Below are 22,555 nucleotides of genomic sequence, written 5' to 3' on the forward strand. Positions count from 1 at the left end.
TTGATTTCATACAACTAGCAATAGCAGCTTTGAACAACACTCTATCTTCTATACATTTTTAAGATTTTAAAGGACTATTTCTTGTCTTTTTTTCCCATAAACTGAATGATTTTTTCCTTCCAAGAGAGTGAGGTCATTCTTCATTAGAAAGCTCTGAGTGATTTTCAAAACCCTTTGCTACCCGTTCAATCAAGGCGTAGCTCACTTGCTTTGATTTTGCCACCTCTTTGGCTAAAGCTATTGCCCGTTCAAGATGAAGCTGTTGGATACTTTCGTCGAAGCCTAGATGATCTCCTGTTGCAAAACTTTGCTGATAAGAATGCAAGGTTTCAACATCACCCAACAAAGCAAGAGCGCCAAGATGAAGCAAAGCATCATCTGTATTATCTCTCTTATCCGTTACATCCTGTTGCCAAGGAGCTAGACCATAATCAGAGCGAAGTCTTTCAGAAAGATCAATAGCCGTTACTGACCATTCTAGCGCATCATCAAGCGCCTGTGTTAAACGATCCGCAGTGACTTCTGGTTCAAAGATTTCCAGTCCCTTGGCTTCAAAATTAAGCTGTATATCTGGGATATCTTCCGTGTGGGTAGGATCAATGAATTTGCAAGCTGAAGCCAAAATGCCTGTGCTAATCAAAAAGGCGCTATCAAATTGCGGACAATCTTTGGCAATTTTATCGTTGTAAAGAATATCTACTTCACGATCAGCCAATTGATAGCTTGCCATATGGTCATTCTCATTGATTTTCTCGGTTGACCAGCCTAAGCTTTTCAAAAGTGCATGAGCACTTTCCATGGTGAGACGATCATCAGTGTCATCCGCTTCATCCACTTCAACAGAAGTTGTTTTAGAAGCAACAGATGCTATTTGCGGATCCAAGCTCAAAATCGGTGCATTTTTCGGAAAACCTGCTCGACAACCCCGTGCAAGAGTAAGAGCGTTGTCAATCGTATATTTCGTGATACCTTCCACAAAGCCTAAAGAGTTTCCCTTTCTAAAATTCTCTTTATAAAATTTGAGCTTTTCAACATCCCCAATAAGAATAAGCGCAATAAAATGGCGTATTATAAGATCATATTCACTATTTGTTGGCAAAGCCGCATAATCATAGATGATTTGATTCACATTTTGTCGATCAGCCCATTCAAGAATATCCGCACAGATCTGTTTCAGCTTGCCTTCATCCAATTCAGTACTAGAAACTGCATAAACTTCTTCTGATTCTTTAAGAACGGTATATTGGGGAGTATTGATGAAAATAGATCGATAAGCTGTAGAAAAACCAAGTGTTGAAAGAGAAACCTTGAAGGTAACAAATGGTGTCTCTCCGTTTTTATCAAGGTCGTACACTATATTAATGATACGATCTTTCTTTATAAAATAAGCATTGCAATTGTAATTTTTATCACGATAAACTGTCCAGTCCATCCTTTTTAAGTCTTCAGAAACTGTATTAAGAAAAGACAAATCTTGCAAACTAAGACGATCATCTATGGCTTTTCTCTCATTAAGGATTTTCAGATATTCTTCAGCAAATTGAACGGCCTGGTTAATATATCTCTCTACTTCACTGTCATCCAAAATCTCAGAAATCGTACCGGCTTCTAAAAAATTTTGATAAGATTTCAGAACATCAATTTGACCTGTCAATGCTAAACAAGCCAAATGCCAGACTATATCTATATTGTAGCTATACTTTTGAACACGTGTTTTGCTTTCTATTGATGCTTGTAAATCTTGGGCACGTGCCCATTGTATTATCAGCTCAGAGATTTTGATAAGCTCTTGCTCATCTAATGTCTCTACACAAATATCAATGCCTTTACCAAAACCACTAAAAATCCCCCCCCCAATCGTATTAAAAGAATTATAAAGCCCCCTAGGAGAAACGCACCAATATTCCTCACTAAAGTGAATACAATTGCAAGCGACAGAAATCATTTCATTAGATATTTCAGCTTCAATACGGACATTGTAATTATCATGAAGACGTATAAAACCAAAATCAAATTGAATAAAGCGGTCGGGCAAAATCAACCACATTTTTCCAGGCTCCGTTGAAAACCACCCTTGTGTTTTAAGAACGCGCATTGCTGCTGTGAGACTTATCGAGCACTGTTTTGGCTTCTTGCGCGTTAGAATATCGTCTAATTCCCCATTTTTATAGGCCTGTGCAAAAAAAAGCAGGCGATCATCCGATGTCATTGTTTTATAATCAGCAAATTCTGGCACAGATAGTTTTGGGGTAGATCTATCACTCCTTAAAGCCTCCATATCACCAAGTAATGCTTGTGCAACGGCAGAATGATTGGCCGCTTTTTCACATAACTTTTGTTCAATATCCTGTGCTTGCGCCCATGCAATCACTTTGTTTAAAGCGGTTGTGATATGGCTTTCGGAAAGATCCGGAGCTTTAACATTAAAATCCTCCTTCGCGTAAAACAGCACATCTCCATATTTACGCTGTGATTTTTCACCTCTAGAATATTCCCGAGCAAGACAATAAGCAGCGGTGGTGAGATCAGCCGAAAGCAAAAACTCTTTGCCACTCTCTCCATAATTTTTTACACCATAGCCAATACCGACAATGCGATCGGGAAGATGATAATGCGCAAAAGTATCCCCCACGTTATCACGATAAGGCTCCCAGCCAAGTCTTTTTAAAATCTCTGTGACATCTTTAGTTTGCATCATGACTCACTTTCCTGCCAAAAGTTTTTCTAAACGGCTCGGATGACGAATAACTTCGTATTTTATCGGTCTTCCCCAACCCTTGCCCAGTTGTTCTTTAGGCCAATTGTCGTTAAAATCATCCAGTTGTTTCTGAGTTGGTTTTTCTCTTTCTATAAATTTTTTGAGTTCCTGTTGATATTTATTTAGCTTTTCTTTGTTTTTCTCAAGGAATTTTAAAACAACATCTCCCGTAGGTTGCGCATCTCCTGTTTTATACTCCTTTTCCAAAATCTTTTGGTTTTCGGTTAGACCAGCATTACCCGTTTTTACCTCAACAATTTTTAATTCACCATCCTCTATATAGAGAATATCAGGACGGGATCTTACTGCAACATCCTCCATTACTCCTTTATCGTTAGGTCTCTTAATTATTGTTTTAAATGATGCTTCTTGCGTACATGTTGTGCATCCTGCTTCCTGTAATTTTTGCATTTCTTCTGTACGCTTTCCATCATGATGCTCCTTATTTTTTTCGAGTGTTTCACGATTGCTATTACTTTTTGAAGGCTTTGGAGATGTTTCGCCCTTGGCACTGTTTTCTGTGCCAATTTTTCCAGCGGATTGGGCAATTTCCTTTTCTGCTTTTGCAGCTGCTGCTTCAGTCTTAGCGGCGAATTTAGCCAAAGTCTTTTCGGTAAGCTTGCCAACAAGCTTTACACCTCCCTTGGCTGCTCCGGCAACTCCCGTTATTAGGGATGCTACTTCAGTCAATAATTTTCCAAATTCAACACCAGCTTTAAAGGATCCACCGGCACCGGCTCGCTCATATTCCTCCTCCATTTTATTAATGCGATCTACATAGGACTGTCCAAGGGTCCGACCAATTGTCGCCAAAATCTCACCACTGGTGACAAAATCTTTGAGTGCATTCCAAGTTTCACCAGGATGGAGCCCCATTTGCACAAAGCCAGCAACCGTATCGTATAATTCAGCCGGTACACCAGCAACCATACCAGCCGTAAAACTTACACCTTGTCCTGCACTAATCGCATTCCACTTCGCAGACACTTTTGCTTCACATAAAATGTCTGGACACTCCTTTAATTCTTTTTCCATCTGAGCATGTTGTGCACTGCTGAGGTAGTTATTTTCTGCGGCATTGCCTGCAGCATCAGCACCGGCATCAACATTGCCACCAGCAAGGGCGGCAGCAAAGCCCCCCGCAGCACGCGCTACATCAATGGTGTGGTTTCTAAAGTCAGCAAACTGCGCATCAATCTTTGCAGTGATGCGGGCTTGCTCTTCTGCGGTTGGGGTGCGACCATTAAGATCCCCCATTTCCTCTTTCACAATGCTTTGCATCCACAGTTTAAACTGGAGCATAGCGGTGGCTTCACCTACAGCACCGCCAATCGCCCCAGCAGAGCAAGCACCACTTGCAACAGCGCCTTTTAAACAACCAAGACCGGCGTGAGCAACGATCTGTGTGACCGTGTCTATTTTGCCCTCTGCCTTGGCTTTGCATCATCATTCCCCCCAGCATAATCCTTAATTCTTTTACATAAAAATTACTTGCGTAACACTGATGCTCTCCAAAAAACTAGAATTTCAACACCTCCAATGTCATCTCCTCCATAGTTTTTTCCAAAAACTCTTGTAAAAAGGGAGAGGTTGTGGACTGGGAGTGTTCTCAATCTTTTCAATCGGTTGATCACCATCAGGTATCTCAGCTCCCACGCTTTCTTTAATTCTTTTGCAAAGGAATTCATAAAAATTACTAGCGTAATATTCGCAATCTTCAGATGGAAGCATGACATAGAGCGGGCATTCACCATCCTGAAACTGTGTATAATCAAAGTAAAAGGTTTCACCAAAATCTGTTCTGCTAACAACAAGCTGTTCTGCTGTCACAAAACCACGTTCTCTATCATTTAAGTTTTGAAAAACAATGTCATTAACAGAAATACCTATATGATGCTCATAAAGACTATAGATTTCATCACCACCAATATCCCCGCCTTTACAATGTTCTAAAAAACTCTTGTAAGAGGATGTGAATTGTAAACCGAGAGCTTTCTCGGCCTTTTCAATCTGTAGATCATCAACTGCATCGTCTTCAGTACCAAAATTGATAATATCACCATTATATTTATCAACTAATTGTATAACATCATCTAAGGTATAGGTTTTCATCGATTATTTCTCCAAACTTCTTTTTTCTCTTTTCATCAACCGTAGAGCATTACTGCCGATGCTCCTGTCCCCATCTATCAAAATCTATCCCTATGATACCCCATCTCATATCAATTATTCCTCCTAAATTACTGTTTTTTTGTTCTTCATACCCATTACCACGTTTATTCCAATATTCCTCTCTCTGCTTCTCAAACTTTTTTCTCTCTATAAGCGATTGATGTTTTTTGGGATTATTATGAATCACAGAAGTATATTTTTTATGAAATTCATAGCTCATTTCTGCTATGGGCCCTTCAGGCGTTTGCGATAGATGATGCAACTCAACAGACTTATTATCAAATCCTATAGGTGCTCTTCCTGCCCTCATTCTGTCAATATTGGTACCCCATACTGTTTTTTTGTTTTTTTTCCAATCAGAAACTCTGTAAGGATCAAACAAATCATCTCTCTGATAGACTTTGTTTGTCTGACCAAATTTGCTATCGGTAAATTTAGTGGGTTTCTTTTTTAACCAAAGCTTTTTTTCTTTAGCAGCGAGTTTGGTCAGTTCTTTCCTAGCCGCAAGTTTGGCAGAATCTCCTTGAGCCGCAAGTTCTGCAAGATTTTTCTTGGAAGCGAATTGGGCAAAATCTTTCCTAGCAATGAATTTAATCCAAGCCTTTTCGCCAAGCTTTATACCTTCCTTGGCTGCTCCAGCACCTCCCAAAAACAGCGTTGCTACTTCAGTCAATAATTTTCCAAATTCAAGACCAGCATTAAAGGAACCACCGGCACCGGCTCGCTCATATTCCTCCTCCATTTTATTAATGCGATCTACATAGGGCTGTGCAAAGGCATTCCCAAGGGTAGCCAAAACCTTACCACTGGTGAAGAAATCTTTGAGCGCTTTCAAAATCTCTTTGGAATTTTTGGCTATTTGTATCAAGTCACCAACCGTAGGAGAACTGATTATTTGCAAAAAACCATCAACCGTATCGTATATTTCAGCCGGTACACCAGCAACCATACCAGCCCCAAAGCTTACACCTTGTCCTGCACTAATCGCATTCCACTTCGCAGACACTTTTGCTTCACATAAAATGTCTGGACACTCTTCTAACTCTTTCTTCATCTGGGCGCGTTGGGCGCTACTCAAAAAGTTATTTGCAGCGGCATTGCCTGCAGCATCAGCACCGGCATCAACATTGCCACCAGCAAGTGCCGCTGCAAAGCCGCCGGCAGCACGCGCTACATCAATGGTGTGGCTTCTAAAGTCAGCAAACTGCGCATCAATCTTTGCAGTAATGCGGGCTTGCTCTTCTGCGGTTGGGGTGCGACCGTTTAGGTCCCCCATTTCCTCTTTCACAATGCTTTGCATCCACAGTTTAAACTGGAGCATAGCGGTGGCTTCACCTACAGCACCGCCAATCGCCCCAGCAGAGCAAGCACCGCTTGCAACAGCGCCTTTTAAACAGCCAAGACCGGCGTGAGCAACGATCTGTGTGACCGTGTCTATTTTGCCCTCTGCCTTGGCGGTACCGATTTCTTCCGCTAACGATTTGCCAACCGTATCAGACAAGGCGATGCGCAGATTGTTAAAAAAGTTCTTGTCAAGAGAGCCACCCTCAAGAGCCGTTTGTACACCCGTGCCAATGGCTGCTTTGATCAAGTTCTTTTCCGCCTCACGGGTGATGCGATCAACCAAAGGTGCCGTTTTGGGTAGGGATTGCCCAACACCAGCCATTTCGGTTAGTTGGCTGGTTAAGCCTGCTGTTAACATCGCAGAGACAATACCCAGAATATTCTTCGATGAGCCAAGCTCATGGAGTGCACCGGCAATGTTGCCGCGATTATTCGCAAGAGCCACAGCACTTTTGTTAATCAATGCTTGGACACCTGCCTGTATTGCTGCATTCATGGCTGTGCTCGAGCCAAGCCCCAAAGCACCAGTAATGGCACTCGCCGCTGTGGACGCTGCCCCACCCGTGACAGCCGTGACAGCCAATGCAACCAAAGCAGCACCAGCTTCTGTCAGCCCTTGGGCTTTATAATCCCAGTCTTTAAATTCAGCTTTAACAGCCTGCCAATCAACTTGCTTGGCTAATTCTGGATCATCACGCAATTGCTTGATCCATGAAAGTCCTGGAGAGCGTGCCAATTGCTCAAGGGATTTGTCAAAATCACCGGTTGCCTGATACTCAACAACAAAGCCATCACCCGCATCAAGCTTTATGCCCCCACCAGCTTCGATGGTCACATGCTCGATAGTCTCATTCAGATAGCCTTTATCCCTCTCACTCCACCACACAAGGTTTTCATTACGCTGATAAACGTCCTTAAAATCTTGATCCTTGTTGGTCAGAAACTTGATCTTCCCCTTATCTGCCGCTAGATGCGTCTTACCAACACTTTTCAAGCCTGCGGCATTAAATGTGAGATCCCCTTCTTTCGCATGCACAGAGAGGTTGCCCTCTGTTTCTATCGTGGTTTTGTTTGTGATAACTTCCGTTGATTGTTGACGAAACTTATTCTTTTGCTTGGATTTGTCGCCTTCTTTGCCCCTCAGATCCAAATCAAAACTGCTAAAATTTTGCTCTGAAACCACGTTGAGAGCCCCACCACTGGTGAAATTTCCATTGCCCTTGGCTTTAAATTTTCCCCCCAGGTTAAGATCACCCCCTGTAACAATGGTCAGATCTTCATCACTGTTGACTTCTGCTAAATGATGAAGACTACTTTGAGCGTCATAATGTCCTTTTTCCAATGTCTGCTTATTGTCACTCTCTAGCACCAATGAGCTAAATGTAGCAGAACCATCAACAATGACCGTCATCGGTCCACCACTGCTCCATTGCCCACCACTCATGCTTAAATCGCCAAGAGAATGAATATTCAAATCCTCTATAGAAATAATTTGAGCCTGCTGTGCGATCCGATCAACAAAACCATATTCATTCGTGTCACGAATTTTTGCAGTCCCATCAATGATGGTCTTCGCATTGAGGGTGATGATATTCCCCAAGATAACCCCTGACGAATTGGCTAAAAGATCACCACTGTTGAGATCGACAGCACCGCCGCCAAGCAAAAAACCACCATCATTAAACAAAGTTTGCCTAGTCAAAACATGCAATGCATTCTCACTTAAGATGGTACCGCTATTGCTAAAACGATCCGCATCTAAAGTCACGCCATTGCCTTTTAAGTGTGCACTGGCGAGACTTGCTTGCTGCGTTTTTGCCCCATAAATATCTTGCGTAAATGAAGTGTTTGGCGCCAAATAAACGTGAGGTACCAAGACCTCTTGCCCGTTTACAACATGCTTCTCAAGCCAGATCATATCCTTTTTGATCCCGGCAATTTGCTTTTGTGTTAATGGTCTTCCTAGCTCTAACCCTAAGGGATCTTGCTGTGCGAGTGCATTGTCATAAAGCTTTTGCATTTGAGCATTGGGATCATCCACATCTATGAGGCTACGATCCCCTGTGAGTTCAAAAATTTGCTCACCCACCAAACGATATTCATAATAGGCATCACCCAACCTTTTAAACGGATGCTCAGGCTTATAATTGCCAACCCTTTTGAGAAAATAGTCAGAGCCCAAAAATTTGCTGGGGTTGATAAAATCTGGACGCGTTTCAATCAAAAACGGTACATCTGGTGTTTGGGTGTTTGCTAGTTCTGTCTGGACATTGCCAAGCCCATCTTGCTTTGGCACTTGTATGGATTCTGGTGCCTCTGTTTGAGACTGAGATGTAAAAAGCGCTTTGTGCCCCGCCAACCCATTGATAATCCCGTCTAATCGATCATCACTGATTAGTGGTTTAGAACCATCAAAATCGGTGTTTTTAACACCAGCCAAGCCTTTATCACCAGAGCTTAAGCCAACTTGCTCAACCCCCTCACGCACCGCATGATTGTCAATAGTGCCTGTTATCTTGGCATCAAGCGTACCACCCGCTTCAATCGTGCCATAAACCGCATCATAGGTGCGCGTGGTTGTTTTGCGATCAGTCTTGCTCCCATAATACGTTATGCCTCCCCAAGAACAGCCTCCATTCGCAATAGTACAATGTTTCTTCCTGCGATGTGTTTCAATTACAATCTTGGTTGTTTCGATTAAATCACGCCCTTCATTGAGCAGTGTATCGCCTCGCATCTCAATGTTGCCATTGGCAGAAATCAAGCTATAGCTATTGCGGATATCACCAGCATGAACCGTGAGATGACGCCCTGCTAAAATCTGTGCAGCACTATTGGTAAAATGTGCCTGCTGATGGATGATCGTTGTGTCAACATCTTCCTTTATCTGTTGGTGTTTAACATTGGTGCCTTTCCATTGTCCCGCAACGAACCTGTGAGAGATCACTTTATCGGTCACCTCCACCCCACCTTCACGCATGTTGGTGAGAGCTGAAACATCGAAGGTCATATCGCCTGAGACAGCTTCTAAAAGACCTGAGCTATTGATCACATGACCAGCCCGCTCTCCATTTAAACCACGGATGATGAGATTGTCTTCGGCAATGACATCGCCAAACTTATTGACGAAATTTCCATCCAAGGAGAGCGTTGCGGATTTCTTGGCATAAATCAGCCCGCTATTGCTCAGATCTCCGCTCACATTGAGGGCAACCGCATCACCACTGGAACCAAGGCTGCCGGCATTGTTCAACGCATCTGTCGTCAAAACAAAAGCGCCACCACTTTTGAGAACCCCGCCTTCAGCATTTAAAACAAGAGCAGCTTGCCCCAGAGATGAATCATGGTTTTCTGCGACAACCCTCAAAGCTCCATTGGCTAAAAGTTTTCCGAAATTTGTTAAAGAACCAAGCTTGGCATCAACAATACCCCCCACCATGGTACCGAAATTGCTTAAAAGACCATAGCTGTTGAGACGAAGCTCCCCACCTTGTGCTTCCACACGTCCCGCATTCGTAAGGGTGCCTGCATTCAACAGCACATCATAGGCCCCCACTTCACTTGTCTCGCCCATTGTTAATGTTCCATCGCAGGAAAGCTCTATCCGCTTTTTGGAAACAATGCGCCCTGTTTGCTGGAGATCTTTTTGCGCATGCAAAGCTATTTTGCCATTGCTTGCTATCGTACCGCTATTGCTTAAATCACCGTGGCTCGTTAGTTGAAGATCACCACGCTCAACTTCCATGCGTCCTGCTTGGATCACACTGTCTGCAACAACACGAACAGCTCCTTGTGTAGAAATGAGACCATCAATATTCTCAAAACTGCCCACATCAATGTGCAAACCATCCCGTGCCAAAACATGTGCACCCTCATCATGTGTAGCGTTTTGTTGGTCTGAATTGGTCGTTTCAGCGCCTTTATTGACAAAAGATGTCGCTATAAGCTTCATCTCACCGGCAAAAGCACTGAGAAGACCTGCCTCATTGTTGACATGACCAGCACGTGCTTCCTTCAGCCCCCCAATACTGAGAGCCTCTTCAGCAATAATTCTGCCCTGTGTGTTGGTTAAATTACCATCACTGGATACGTCCATCGATTTTTTGGCGTAAATCAGCCCACGATTGCTCAGATCTCCTACCACATTGAGGACAACCGCATCACCACTAGAGCCAAGCGCTCCAACATTGTGCACTTGCCCTGCGGACAAAACAAAACTACCCCCACTTTGAATGACCGCACCAGATACATTTTCAAGAAAGGCTTGTTGGCTATCCGCGCCCCCTTGTGGGCTGATCACCAAGTGTAAATCATTGCTGGCAATCAACATCCCTTGATTTTTCAAAGCACCAGCACGGGCATCGACACTCTCACCGCGCATTGTGCCAAGATTGATGACCCCATCACGCACCTGAAAGGTGAGCGCACCACCTTGCGCTTCCACAGTTCCCGCCTGCGTTAAAGCTGTCGTGCTCAAATCTACGTCATGACCCAAAAGCGTACTGTTCGTGCTGGTTGTGAGCATGCCCCCAGCTGTCAAAGCAACCTTCTGCACACTGACAATATCACCCTTGTGAGTGAGGGCTCCATGAGCATCCAGCGTTATCTCCCCATTGGACAACACAGTGCCTTCTTGGACCAAATCACCGCCTTGTGCAGAAAGATCAACTTTTTGCTCTGCCACTAAGCGCGCACGTGATGTAAGATCTGCCGCTTCCACCAAAAGAGAGCCGCCTGCACTATAATGACCAGCCCCTATGGTGAGAATCCCATCCGCTTTCAGAACAACATTCTCCTTGGCACCGATATGGTTGTTTAAAGCGCTGATTTGATTGGTTTTAATAATCAAATCGCCAAGAGAAGAGATCCCTGTCTGATTGTTGTCTTGCAAGCGGTCAAGATCAATAGCCGCAGCATTGATCTGTAAAAGTGCACCAGCTGCAATTCGTCCACTCCCCGCCTCAATTTTTGTTGCTTGTAAGTGCAAAGAACCGGTCGCTGACTGTTGACCATCATTGCCAATGCCATTCGCCAAAAGAGCATCAGATCCAAGTTTGATCACATCAGCGCGCACTTCAACATTGCCGCTCGCTGCAACCCGTGTACGTTCTGCTAATTCAACATGCTTCAAAGCCTTAAGTCCAACAGCCTCTTCTGAAAAAAGCAGATCTTTCACATGCACACTGTCGTGATGAGAGTGAGCTTTCACTGCACCTTTAGCACGGGCTTTGGTGATCACCAGCTTGCCATCACTGGTTAGTCTCATGGCGCTTGCATTGGCAACCATGTCTCCCCGCATTTTAACGCCAGCACCTTTATCGTTGGCAAGCACGCGGATCTGACCCGCATACATGCCACCAAACTCACTGGAATCAATAGCCAATTCCGGCTCTTTGCCATCTGAACCAAGAGACGTTGCTTCGCGTTTGTCATAATCAAAATGATTGCGCCCCGCGATAACAGCTAAATCCCCTTTGACCTGGATGGGACCTGCAACGCTAATCTTGCGCGAAACCAGATCAAAAATATCCAATGTGCGCCCATCAGCGCCTTTGGCGCCAATGGTGATATCTCCACCCTCAACACGCAAACCGCTTAAAGCCCCATTAGCGCCAATGATCGGCTGCCCCGTCGACAAAGTCACCCGTGGCGTATTGATAAAGCCACAACCGTTACAGGTAATTCCATTAGGATTGGCGATAATAACATCTGCCGCATGCCCGTGAACTTCGCTCATACCCTCAAGGCGTGAACGATTGGCACTGATCACTTCATTGAGAATAACCTTTGCGGCACCGGTACCCCGTAAATTTCCATTGCCAAGCACCAATCCCCCAAGCTGTGAGCGCGAAACCTCCTCAGTTGAATTGTTTAAAATCACGCCATGAGCATCAACATTAAAACTGTCATATTTATTATGAGAAAGACCCTGCCCATTGGGGCGCGCTATATCAACAAGCGGTACGCCATTGCTGGCTTCACTCACCGTGGGGCGGAAAAGTGAGCCAACCCCATCGGCCGCTTTAATCCCTTGAGCTTCTTGAACGGGTGATCTTTGTGCACCAATTGCTTGTGCTTGCACGAACAAAGGCTGAAAAGCTAAACTAAAACTTAAAACGAGAGAAAGCCCCTTGTGAGCCCCTCGCTGCAAAACGCCAAGAATATGCTGCCCTAGCGCACGTCCATATCCCAATTTATGCTTTTGATTTCTCAATCCCCGCATCTTAATCTCCTCAAAAACCCTCTATATCTTTGTAAAAAACACCCCAATGGGTATAAAGCGCTAGACGATATTTTTAACCGCCCCTTTGCTCTAAAATCTCAATAATGTCCGTACTTGAAATAACCCTGTCGCATTCCCCTGCTCTCTCGGTGTCGATTGGGTTAAAATATTTGAATAAGACAGATCCATATCCAAGATCTCTCCGCTTGCATGGAACCCCAGAGTTGCCCCAACGAGGCTCCCGCCAAAACTGTTTCTAAGGGAGGCATTGGCGATCATCCCTAAATCAAGAGCCATATACGGTGCAAATTGGCTCATAAATCTCCGCCCCATTTTCGAAGAAAAACCTGGCAACAATAACGACAATTCATTGCGCCAGAACACCCCATTATTGCCGTAATAAACCGCCTCACGCACCCCACGCACAGATGAACTCCCGCCAAGGGACAGTTGTTCTGAACTAAACAACGCATCAGGTGACAATTGCCCTGAAAGCAACGTGTTATAACGAAAATTATACTGTTTGAGCGAAAAAGGACGCACATACCCTAAAGAAAAAGACAATTTTGAAAATTGCCCTTTGGGAGCATTTTTTGTCGAAGTTTCTTGCTCTTTATCATCATAAGCGCCCAAAATCGCCAACCCCTTATGAAACCCTATATGAGCGCTTAGCTCTCCTCCCATCCATTTGCGCGAATGATCAAGCTCTAAGGTTGCAATAGCCAATTTACGGCTGGAAACATCAACTCGGCTCCCCATAATAAAATTATCGGAATATTTCCATGTCAACCGCCCTGTAATCCATGTCTTTCCCTCTTGATCACGGTCAATAACCCGTGAAAGCCATGGCGTCAGCGATAAAGACTTACCCGAAGTCATAATATCGGAAAATATTCCTTTAATACTCGAATGATATTGGCTCCAACTGCCATCAAAACCTACCGTCCAGTAGCCATAGGGAATGGAAAATGAACCTGTTATCGTATCACTATTGGGACGCTTGCCGGAAAAATGATACGGTCCACCATTCATGGAACGCTGATAACTAAACGACCATTGATCGTTGATCCCTAACAAGTCATCAAAAGAAAAGCTCACGCGCGTTTGGTAAAGCCCTGTTGCTTTAGCTCCAAGATTATCACTGGAAAGTGTAAACAACCACGGCTTCTGCTTATCAATATGAATATCAAGAATAGAATCACCTGGAGCATCTCCAGCACCAAGGTTGATGGTTGCATGACGAGAGAAAAGCCGATTGATTTGATCAAGTCCTTGTTCTATAGGGCGCAGGTTAGCAGGTTGACCCACTAAATTTGGAAAAGCTGTAATGATTTCCCCTTGATATTGCCTTTCAACTTTATGACCCTCCAAGGTGATATCTTCTACTTGTCCTTCAACAACAACAATTTTAAGACGCCCACCCCTTAAATCCTGTTCAGGTAAATAAGCCCGTACCGCAATATAGCCGCGCTTCATATAAAGCTTGGTTACCGCTTTAAGCACTTCGTTGATCTCAGCAATACCAAGACACCGTCCCTCCCAAAAGGAAATGGTGTTATGAAGGTCGGTGCGAGAAATCAACTGAGCATCAACAAACTCAATACTTTTGATCAGCAAACAGTTTTTTTGGGTTGAATCGCTTTGAAATACCGTAGATTCATTATCATCCTTTAATAAAATCTCATGCGTTGCGTTTCTACGATGCAATCGTTGAAAACGCTGTTCTTGCGTTTGTTGACGTTGAATCCTCTCGGATTGATCAATCGCTTGATCACGAAGGCTTTCTGCAAAACTCGCTAATGAAAAAAAGCACAAAAATACCGCAAAAATAAAAGTGAAAAAAAACTTACCCATTCATTGTGCCCTCAAAGTGAGCAACAAAATGAACCACATCATCAGCGTCACAGAAAAAATCGCCAACCGCGTAACAATTTTTTAATTTTTTGATGAGAATAATACTTATAAAATCTGAGAGAAAAGCGTAGACCGCATTGTATACACCCGCTTTATTGGTCGCACAAACCATATCACCCCCCCACTTTTGAAGATTTTACAATGACACTATAAAATAACAATCACACACACTATACACTTCTTAATTTTAAGGTGCTGGATATGATATCATTTCGAGAATAAAGTAAAGCCTCTTAATTCATAGAATATATCTGATTTATTGGAACTGTTACATATTAGAGACAACAAGAGACACTCCATTGATTATCGCCTGATAAGAAGCCAAAAAAAACAGATAAGAGTATAAAACTAGGTTTAAGAAGCACCTTTCGACATATCTTACTAAAATTATAATAAAAAACGATATCTTCTATTACGTTTACGGTCTACTTCATTCAGAAGATTATCGTGATCGTTATGCTGATAATTTATGCAAAGAATTGCCTCGTATACCTTGCGTAAAAACTGCTGATGATTTTTGGAAGTTTGTAACAACAGGACATGAACTGGGTCATTTGCACGTGAATTACGAAAGCATAGAACCTTATCCAGTGACCTTTAAAAAGGGTAATCCAAAACAGACTGAGATCTCTAATCCCGAAAAATTCTATTATGTGACCGAAATGAAATTCGCAAAAGCAGGTAAAGAGAAAGGCAAAGCCGAAAAGGATAAATCAACTGTTATCTACAATAGCAATATTACCATAACAGATATCCCTCTTGAAGCTTATAAGTATATCGTCAATGGCAAACCCGCTCTTGAATGGGTTATGGGGCGTCAATGCGTTAAGACTGATAAAAAGAGCGGCATTGTTAATGATGCTAATCGCTATGCTGTTGAGAAACCATTGGCAATCCTGCCTACCCTCTAGAGTTGTTTCAAAGGGTGATTACCGTAAGTTTAGAAACAATGAAAATCGTAAAAAAACTACCAAAATTAGAAATAAGAGAAACTGAATAACTTATAAAGCATGCTCACATAATGGGTATGATAAACGCATAAGGGGTATAGAGCTTATAACCATAATCTATACCCCCTTTATAAATTGCTTACATCTAATCTTTAAAAGGAGTGTTTATATGCGTTATTCTAAAAAGAAATCATTTGCACTTTTAGATACTCTCATTTGGATTGCTTTAAGACTTTTAAGAAATCCCATCTTAAATAAAATTAGATTTTTTTCCATTGCCTTTAAGAGATTATACCGTAATCTAAAATGAGTGCTTTATTGTTATCAAAAGCTTTGTTTAAAGAGAGTTATATTCATTTTCTTATATTACTTATAGGTTTTGAAGGTGTAAAAATCGTCCCCCCCCCTCAAAACGTATATTATTGGTTGAATTTAGAGGTTGTATTATCAATATGGGTTGTTTTTTTAAGGTCTATAAAATATTAACCTATTGAAATATAATGTTTTTATTTTTTTATCGTTTTTTTATCTAAAAGGGGCAACCGTTAAAACCCAAAACCCCGTCAAAACTCACAACCATAATGGTCTTTATAGCATCTCTTATAAGTTACAAGCTATCTTTTGAAAGGCTTTAAAGGGTCATACGCTTTTCATAAGATACGCTTTAATCACTCATTAGAAATATAATTTTATCTTTTAATAAATAACTAAACAAAATGACAAAAGTCTATTAAAAAGAATATTGCTAATCTCTATAATTATCCAATCTCTTTTTAGATGTTTTCATAACAGTCTATAAATTACAATTATCATATATCCTATTTATCGTTTCTCTTTCAAAAATACAACACTACAAGAGCCTAATCCCATTTCACAACGTTTTTTATTGAAATCGAATCGAAAAAAACCAACGCCCTTGATTCTGTGCTGTTTTGATAAGCCATAATCCAGCCCCATCCGCATATTTACCTTTAGGCAAATTTTTTACAGATAAGGTGGATAATCTATCACGCGTTCTTGTTTTCCTAATCACTTTTTAAACCACCTTTTGAATTGCGCTTTTGACGGATTCACCAGATATCAAGGTCGTATAAAAAATACAATTTTAGAAATAAAAACAATGAGTTATAAAGGAAATAAGATAAACGACGATACCTAGTGATATTGTAGAAAATCTATAAGTGGTGCGGTCGAGAAGACTCGAACTTCCACGGGTTGCCCCACAGCGACCTCAACGCTGCGCGTCTACCAATTCCGCCACGACCGCACGTGGTTAAGCAAAACATTTTGGTCCTCAGCCTTTAACAAATCATAAAGAAAGGTACAAGCCAATTTTCTCTTTCCCATAATTTATTTTATCCGGACAATTTATAATTTAATAGAGATTACTAGAAATATGGGCTTTACTATGAGCTTTGAACCATCATCATAAAATGTGCTTGTGCAGCTTGATCTTTTTCATAATAACCATGAAATTTTTTTGTAATTGTTGTAGATCCCTGCTTTTGGATTCCTCTCATAGCCATACACATGTGTTCAGCCTCAATCAATACGGCCACACCACGAGGTTTCAGATGCATTTCTAAAGCATGAGCCACTTGCGCTGTCATAGCTTCTTGTGTTTGTAAACGACGAGAAAAAATATCTACAACACGCGCAATTTTTGAAAGACCAACAATTTTTGTATCAGGAAGATAGGCTATGTGCGCTTTCCCAATAATCGGAATCATATGATGTTCACAGTGCGAATAAAAAGGAATATTTTTTACAATTACCGATTCATTGTATCCTGAAACTTCTTCAAAAACTGTTCCCAAGGTTTCTTCTACTGATTGACGATAACCATTAAAAAGCTCGTGATATGCCTTAGCTATACGTTTTGGAGTCTCTAAAAGCCCTTCTCTCCTTGGATTTTCCCCTACCCATAAGAGTAATGTACGAATCGCCTCTTCCACCTCTTCAATACTCGGACGTTTTTCTTCAGATAAAAAAGAATCCTTTGCGCCTTCTTTAACAACATTACGCATTCAAAAACTCCAACCTTACTCTATACAAAATATTTGCGACAAACCTATTACATTTTGTATAATCTCTATATAAGCGAATTAAAAGTTTAAACAATCACGTCTTTCAAAATTTCAGACAATAGTGCATGATTGATAATATCTATAGTGATAAAATACTTGAATATGCTGCACATATAAGCAGAATTGGGCGTCTTAATAATCCTGATGCGACATCAAAAAAACATGCACATCCTTGCGGCTCAACAATCACTGTAGATTTAAAGGTGGAAAATCATATCGTGACAAATTTTTCTCATGAAATACACGCATGTGTGCTAGGGCAAGCCTCAGCGTCGCTTTTAGCATCTCATATTATCGGTCAAACAACACAAGATCTTAAAATATTACGTAAAGTTATCTATCAAATGCTAACGCAAGATGGTCCTTCCCCTCAAGCTCCCTTTGAGGATTTTTCTTGCTTACAGCCCATTAAAGACTATAAAGTGCGCCATGCTGCAACACTACTCCCCTTTGATGCAACGATAGACTGCATTCAACAAATTGAAAAAAATAAATGCTCAAATCACAGTTTCAACAAAAAAAAATGACTCGAAATTACACCGGCGCTTGGCAAAAAACACCTGGACGATTATTGGGTATTTTCTTAATACGTTTCTATCAAATAACACTTTCGAGCCTTATAGGCAATCAGTGTCGCCATGCCCCAACTTGTTCAGAATATATATATGAAGCAATCGCACGCCATGGGCTTTGGGCTGGTGCATGGATGGGACTCTTTCGTATTATGCGTTGTGGTCCCTTTGGAACAGATGGCTTTGATCCAGTCCCTCCCTCGCTTGGACACTCTTGCTGTTTTTATAAACCTTGGCGTTACTGGAAAATTTCTGACAAACACAACAAATAATCCTTTTCTTTTTTCGCATGTATTGATAAAAAAATTAATCTATAAGCTTTTTACTCAGTTTTCACGAAACCATCCGCAATCGTTGGCGGAATTGGATTAAGAGGGTGTTTTTATGTCTTGCTCTATTTCTCTTTCTTTTCCCGATGGTTCAAAACGTAATTACCCCGCCGAAATGACAGGCTTGGAATTAGCAGAATCCATTTCAAAATCACTCGCAAAAAAAGCTGTTGCCTATAGTCTTGATGGCATCACGCGAGATCTATCGGATTCATTAGGACAATCTGGTCAAGTAGAGATTATTACACGAGAAGACTCACGTGCTCTTGAGCTCATAAGACATGATTGTGCCCATGTTCTTGCTGAAGCAGTGCAAGAACTCTTTCCTGAAACGCAAGTAACAATAGGTCCTGTAATTGAAAATGGATTCTATTATGATTTTGCACGCCAGCAACCTTTCACATTAGATGATCTCACCATCATTGAAAAGAAAATGCGTGAAATTATCCAACGCAATAAACCTTTTAGAAAAGAAATTTGGTCTCGTGAAAAAGCCAGAAGAGTTTTTTCTGAGAAAAAGGAATTTTATAAAGTTGAACTTATTAATAGCATCCCGGACAATCAAGATTTAAAAATCTATTATCAAGGAGAGTGGTTTGATCTTTGTCGCGGACCGCACATGCAATCTACAGGGCAAATAGGAAATGCTTTCAAATTAATGAAAGTTGCAGGAGCTTACTGGCGTGGCGATGCCAATAATCCAATGCTCACGAGAATTTATGGAACAGCATTTGCAAATGAAAATGACTTAAAAGCCTACCTCCATATGCTAGAAGAAGCTGAAAAACGTGATCATCGCCGCTTAGGACGTGAGATGGACTTATTTCATTTTCAAGAAGAAGGTCCAGGAATGATTTTTTGGCACCAAAAAGGCTGGAAAATGTTCCAAAATTTGATCAACTATATGCGTAGACGCCTTGATGATCACCAATATGCCGAAGTTAATGCACCACAAGTTCTCGATAGGTCACTTTGGGAAATATCAGGGCATTGGGGCTGGTATAAGGAAAACATGTTCAAAGCAATTCCAGCAGCAGAAGATTTAGACCATGAGCATATTTATGCCCTTAAACCAATGAATTGTCCTGGTCATGTGCAAATTTTTAAACATGGTTTGAAATCTTATCGTGATTTGCCTATTAGACTTGCTGAGTTTGGTCTTGTTCATCGTTATGAGCCTTCAGGCTCTTTGCATGGTCTGATGCGTGTGCGTAGTTTTACACAAGACGATGCGCATATTTTTTGTACTGATGAACAATTAGCCGCTGAATGCCTCAGTATTAATGACCTTATTTTATCAACTTATGCGGATTTTGGTTTTAAAGAAATCAGCCTTAAGCTTTCAACACGTCCAGAAAAACGAGTTGGATCTGATGCATTATGGGATCATGCAGAAAGTATCATGGAATCTGTCCTTAAAACGATTGAAACAAAATTTGCGGGACAAATCAAAACGAGCATCCTTCCAGGTGAAGGAGCCTTTTATGGTCCAAAATTTGAATATACACTAAAGGATGCTATCGGTCGTGAATGGCAATGTGGAACAACACAACTAGACTTTAATCTTCCTGAACGTTTTGGTGCATTCTACATTGATAAAGATTCAGAAAAACGCCAGCCTGTTATGATTCATCGTGCCATTTTTGGATCAATGGAACGTTTTCTTGGTATATTAATCGAAAATTTTGCTGGACATATGCCGCTTTGGCTTGCTCCTGAACAAATTGTTGTTGCAACAATTACATCTGAAGCCAATGAATATGCCCAAAAAATAACGGCAAGACTTAAAGCCGTTGGGCTTTCGGCAACAACAGATCTCCGTAATGAGAAAATTAATTATAAGATACGAGAACATTCTTTACAAAAAGTCCCCGTCATCTTGGTCTGTGGTAAACGTGAAGCTGAAACCAACAGCGTAAATATGCGTCGCTTAGGAAGTCCGAATCAAACCCTTTTATCTGTAGAAGATGCGATTAAGCAACTCTCAAATGAGTCCACGCCTCCAGATTTACAGCGTGTAATAAATGCATAATATCATAAAAGATGGTGAGGCATTAATTTTTTTTACTATAAATCATCAATTTTTATACAAGATCAAACGGTTTGATAGGTGTAGTGTTTTTCGGTTTCATACATGATGACTAATCATTAGTAAAAATTACGTGATCACCTTTAGAGACCAATTTGTGAAAAAGTTAAATATAAGAGCCATAAGCTCTTTAAATGCAAAAGTTGTAGACGATTGAATATAAATGACTAACTAATAGCATTCATCTTTTATCTTCATAATAGGAAGATGATGCGACTATCATAAATAAATTGTTGCGATAATGACATCAACATCAAGCAAGAAAACTAAAAACAGGATTATCAAATACGTAAATGAGTCGAATAACGATGTGTTTTATTCATAAAATATACCTTTATGAATAAAGACAGCGCTTTTATTTACAAGGATAATATACCGTTATTCATATTAAACAAGAATCTTAAATATCATGGGGATTCTCTCATTTAAAATCTGTTTATGCTGCAGCAATCAAAATCATTCGTTTGCACGTGACAAGTGGAGAAGCTCGTGTGGATAAAAAACTATTTAGAAATAACTAAACAAATACCTAAACCGTTTCAAATGCCAAGAGCTTGTTGCAACACTGGCGTTGACAAAATATGTGTTACTTCTTCACAAGTGTAAAAATAGTGCTGCCCAATAAATTTAACACTATAGCACTCATTGATAGGCGCGCTATCACAAAATGGACTTGAGAAATCTTAAGAAAGATCTCTTAAAAACGAATATGTAAATGACCCCCTAATAACATTCTATAAAAGCACCTCGCAATCTATACTGATGAGATATACAGCTTTAACTTCTCTCGAAAGTTATAAAGCTAAATCAAAGGAGAATGATAAAATTCGACATTCTTTCCTCTCCTCGTATTTGAGCAAATGAGGAACCCTTACTAAAAAAACAGTCAACTATACAACATGTTAGATTTGCTGCTCGTTTAACATATAAAGCTCATGCTACACTTAAAACATCTAAATGTCCACAAAACACATTGCTGTACTAAACGCTAAATATTGATTTATAAAAAACTTTTAAAACACATGTTTTGTTAACAAAGAAGCAATATAAAATATTATTGTTATCGCGCTCTATCAAGAACACGCTTACATTCAATGAGTTCAAATAGGGTTTCTTGCAACAATGCTTTATCGGTTTTATCTTTATAAAGATTCACAGAACCAACAGAGGTTTCTCCCTCATTCCTCATGAAACTCAAAAGTCCAAAAGAAGATTTCTTAGGTTTATTGTTGGTATTTTCAAAAGTTTGTCCTGCATGTTTTTTCTCTATAACAACATTCATGGCATCAAGATCGCCATTACCAAATGCAGTCACAAAAGCAACACCATTTTCTTTCAAAAGACGCTGTACACCTTTTATTGTATAACCCTGATCGTACAATAGCTGCTTAATACCATTGAGCAAATCAACATCAACGGGACGATAGTAACGCCTTCCCCCCCCACGTTTCATTGGCTTAATCTGCCTAAAACGTGTTTCCCAGAATCTTAAGACATGCTGCGGAAGCTCCAACAATTCGGCTACTTCGCTAATTGTGCGAAAAGCATCAGAGCTTTTATCCATTTTGCAACACCTTATCTAAAATACGACAAATGATTTGATCATGATTCATTACGTCTCAATCTCTCAACAAGATTAGTCAAAAATAGGACTTTGACTACTTACTAAACAGTCTTTTTTTAAACACAGATCTTTATTTTATATATTTCTTAACAAATACCAAACATTACAATAGCATTTATTTATAAAAGATCTTTTTTCTGTTTTGCACGATGCGAATCTAAAATTCTCTGTTTAAGGATATTCGCAGCTTTAAACGTCACAACACGTCGCGGAGGAATAGGTGCTTCAACACCCGTTTTGGGATTGCGTCCAATACGTTCATTCTTACTGCGAACCTGAAAAGTTGCAAAAGAAGATAATTTAACCGCTTCACCTCTTACAAGTGAGTTGCAAATCTCATCCAAAACCAATTCGACCAAAGCTGCTGATTCAGTATGTGACAAGCCCACTTTTTTACAAACTACGCTCGCTAAATCTGCACGCGTTACTGTCTTACTTGTCATTATAACCACCTATTCAAATATTAAAAATTACAAAATGACTTATATGTTTT

General features: G+C 40.8%; 11 protein-coding genes, 1 tRNA gene and 2 pseudogenes. 4 read left to right on the plus strand and 10 right to left on the minus strand.

What is annotated here, in order from left to right:
• Nucleotides 1-133: 133 nt before the first annotated feature.
• The 5 genes and pseudogenes from BTR_RS06165 to BTR_RS06185 form a co-directional block, all read right to left on the minus strand.
• The gene (locus tag BTR_RS06165; RefSeq protein WP_012231845.1) at nt 134-2,698 is read right to left on the minus strand and encodes a DUF6990 domain-containing protein; all 2,565 of its coding nucleotides are present in this window, start codon (nt 2,696-2,698) and stop codon (nt 134-136) included.
• A 588-nt stretch (nt 2,699-3,286) separates the two neighbouring features.
• Nucleotides 3,287-4,195: pseudogene (locus tag BTR_RS13445) on the minus strand (VENN motif pre-toxin domain-containing protein); the annotation flags it as partial.
• 105 nt (nt 4,196-4,300) lie between these two features.
• Complete coding sequence (locus BTR_RS06175) at nt 4,301-4,870, minus strand: SMI1/KNR4 family protein (RefSeq protein ID WP_012231847.1); 570 nt, start codon at nt 4,868-4,870, stop codon at nt 4,301-4,303.
• Nucleotides 4,871-4,919: 49 nt separating this feature from the next.
• Entirely contained in the window at nt 4,920-12,497 is a 7,578-nt protein-coding gene (locus BTR_RS06180; RefSeq protein ID WP_012231848.1) for a two-partner secretion domain-containing protein, read from the minus strand.
• Nucleotides 12,498-12,587: 90 nt separating this feature from the next.
• Nucleotides 12,588-14,351, minus strand: a complete 1,764-nt coding sequence (locus tag BTR_RS06185; RefSeq protein ID WP_012230898.1) for a ShlB/FhaC/HecB family hemolysin secretion/activation protein — start codon at nt 14,349-14,351, stop codon at nt 12,588-12,590.
• 449 nt (nt 14,352-14,800) lie between these two features.
• On the opposite strand from BTR_RS06185, the pseudogene BTR_RS12890 reads away from it, so the two are divergent.
• A pseudogene (locus BTR_RS12890) lies at nt 14,801-15,411 on the plus strand (type ISP restriction/modification enzyme); the annotation flags it as partial.
• 833 nt (nt 15,412-16,244) lie between these two features.
• On the opposite strand, the gene BTR_RS06205 reads toward BTR_RS12890, so the two are convergent.
• The 3 genes from BTR_RS06205 to folE form a co-directional block, all read right to left on the minus strand.
• Nucleotides 16,245-16,394, minus strand: coding sequence for a hypothetical protein (locus BTR_RS06205; RefSeq protein WP_244393410.1), 150 nt, complete (start codon nt 16,392-16,394; stop codon nt 16,245-16,247).
• Nucleotides 16,395-16,543: 149 nt separating this feature from the next.
• Nucleotides 16,544-16,628, minus strand: a tRNA-Leu gene (locus tag BTR_RS06210).
• Between the two features lie 139 nt (nt 16,629-16,767).
• A complete protein-coding gene (gene folE, locus BTR_RS06215; RefSeq protein WP_012231849.1) occupies nt 16,768-17,388 on the minus strand; it encodes a GTP cyclohydrolase I FolE in 621 nt (206 codons plus the stop codon).
• A gap of 125 nt (nt 17,389-17,513) precedes the next feature.
• On the opposite strand from folE, the gene BTR_RS06220 reads away from it, so the two are divergent.
• The 3 genes from BTR_RS06220 to thrS all read left to right on the plus strand — a co-directional run bounded on the left by BTR_RS06220 (nt 17,514) and on the right by thrS (nt 20,381).
• A complete protein-coding gene (locus BTR_RS06220; protein ID WP_012231850.1) occupies nt 17,514-17,975 on the plus strand; it encodes an iron-sulfur cluster assembly scaffold protein in 462 nt (153 codons plus the stop codon).
• Complete coding sequence (yidD, locus tag BTR_RS06225; RefSeq protein ID WP_012231851.1) at nt 17,942-18,292, plus strand: membrane protein insertion efficiency factor YidD; 351 nt, start codon at nt 17,942-17,944, stop codon at nt 18,290-18,292. The genes BTR_RS06220 and yidD overlap by 34 nt, the downstream gene beginning before the upstream one ends.
• A gap of 112 nt (nt 18,293-18,404) precedes the next feature.
• Nucleotides 18,405-20,381: a threonine--tRNA ligase gene (gene thrS, locus BTR_RS06230; RefSeq protein ID WP_012231852.1), complete on the plus strand. Its 1,977-nt coding sequence runs from the start codon at nt 18,405-18,407 to the stop codon at nt 20,379-20,381.
• A gap of 1,117 nt (nt 20,382-21,498) precedes the next feature.
• On the opposite strand, the gene BTR_RS06235 is transcribed toward thrS, so the two are convergent.
• Both BTR_RS06235 and BTR_RS06240 read right to left on the minus strand, forming a co-directional pair.
• Entirely contained in the window at nt 21,499-22,002 is a 504-nt protein-coding gene (locus BTR_RS06235) for a MerR family transcriptional regulator (protein ID WP_012231853.1), read from the minus strand.
• Nucleotides 22,003-22,181: 179 nt separating this feature from the next.
• Nucleotides 22,182-22,505, minus strand: coding sequence for an integration host factor subunit alpha (locus tag BTR_RS06240; protein WP_012231854.1), 324 nt, complete (start codon nt 22,503-22,505; stop codon nt 22,182-22,184).
• Nucleotides 22,506-22,555 lie beyond the last annotated feature (50 nt).

It is taken from the genome of Bartonella tribocorum CIP 105476 (assembly GCF_000196435.1).
Taxonomy (GTDB): Bacteria; Pseudomonadota; Alphaproteobacteria; order Rhizobiales; family Rhizobiaceae; genus Bartonella; species Bartonella tribocorum.

Coding starts and splice junctions, on each gene's coding strand:
- BTR_RS06180 (WP_012231848.1), bottom strand. CDS start 12,497: ATGCGGGGATTGAGAAATCAAAAGCATAAATTGGGATATGGACGTGCG.
- BTR_RS06185 (WP_012230898.1), bottom strand. CDS start 14,351: ATGGGTAAGTTTTTTTTCACTTTTATTTTTGCGGTATTTTTGTGCTTT.
- folE (WP_012231849.1), bottom strand. CDS start 17,388: ATGCGTAATGTTGTTAAAGAAGGCGCAAAGGATTCTTTTTTATCTGAA.
- BTR_RS06175 (WP_012231847.1), bottom strand. CDS start 4,870: ATGAAAACCTATACCTTAGATGATGTTATACAATTAGTTGATAAATAT.
- BTR_RS06240 (WP_012231854.1), bottom strand. CDS start 22,505: ATGACAAGTAAGACAGTAACGCGTGCAGATTTAGCGAGCGTAGTTTGT.
- BTR_RS06165 (WP_012231845.1), bottom strand. CDS start 2,698: ATGATGCAAACTAAAGATGTCACAGAGATTTTAAAAAGACTTGGCTGG.
- thrS (WP_012231852.1), top strand. CDS start 18,405: ATGTCTTGCTCTATTTCTCTTTCTTTTCCCGATGGTTCAAAACGTAAT.
- yidD (WP_012231851.1), top strand. CDS start 17,942: ATGCTCAAATCACAGTTTCAACAAAAAAAAATGACTCGAAATTACACC.
- BTR_RS06235 (WP_012231853.1), bottom strand. CDS start 22,002: ATGGATAAAAGCTCTGATGCTTTTCGCACAATTAGCGAAGTAGCCGAA.
- BTR_RS06220 (WP_012231850.1), top strand. CDS start 17,514: ATGATTGATAATATCTATAGTGATAAAATACTTGAATATGCTGCACAT.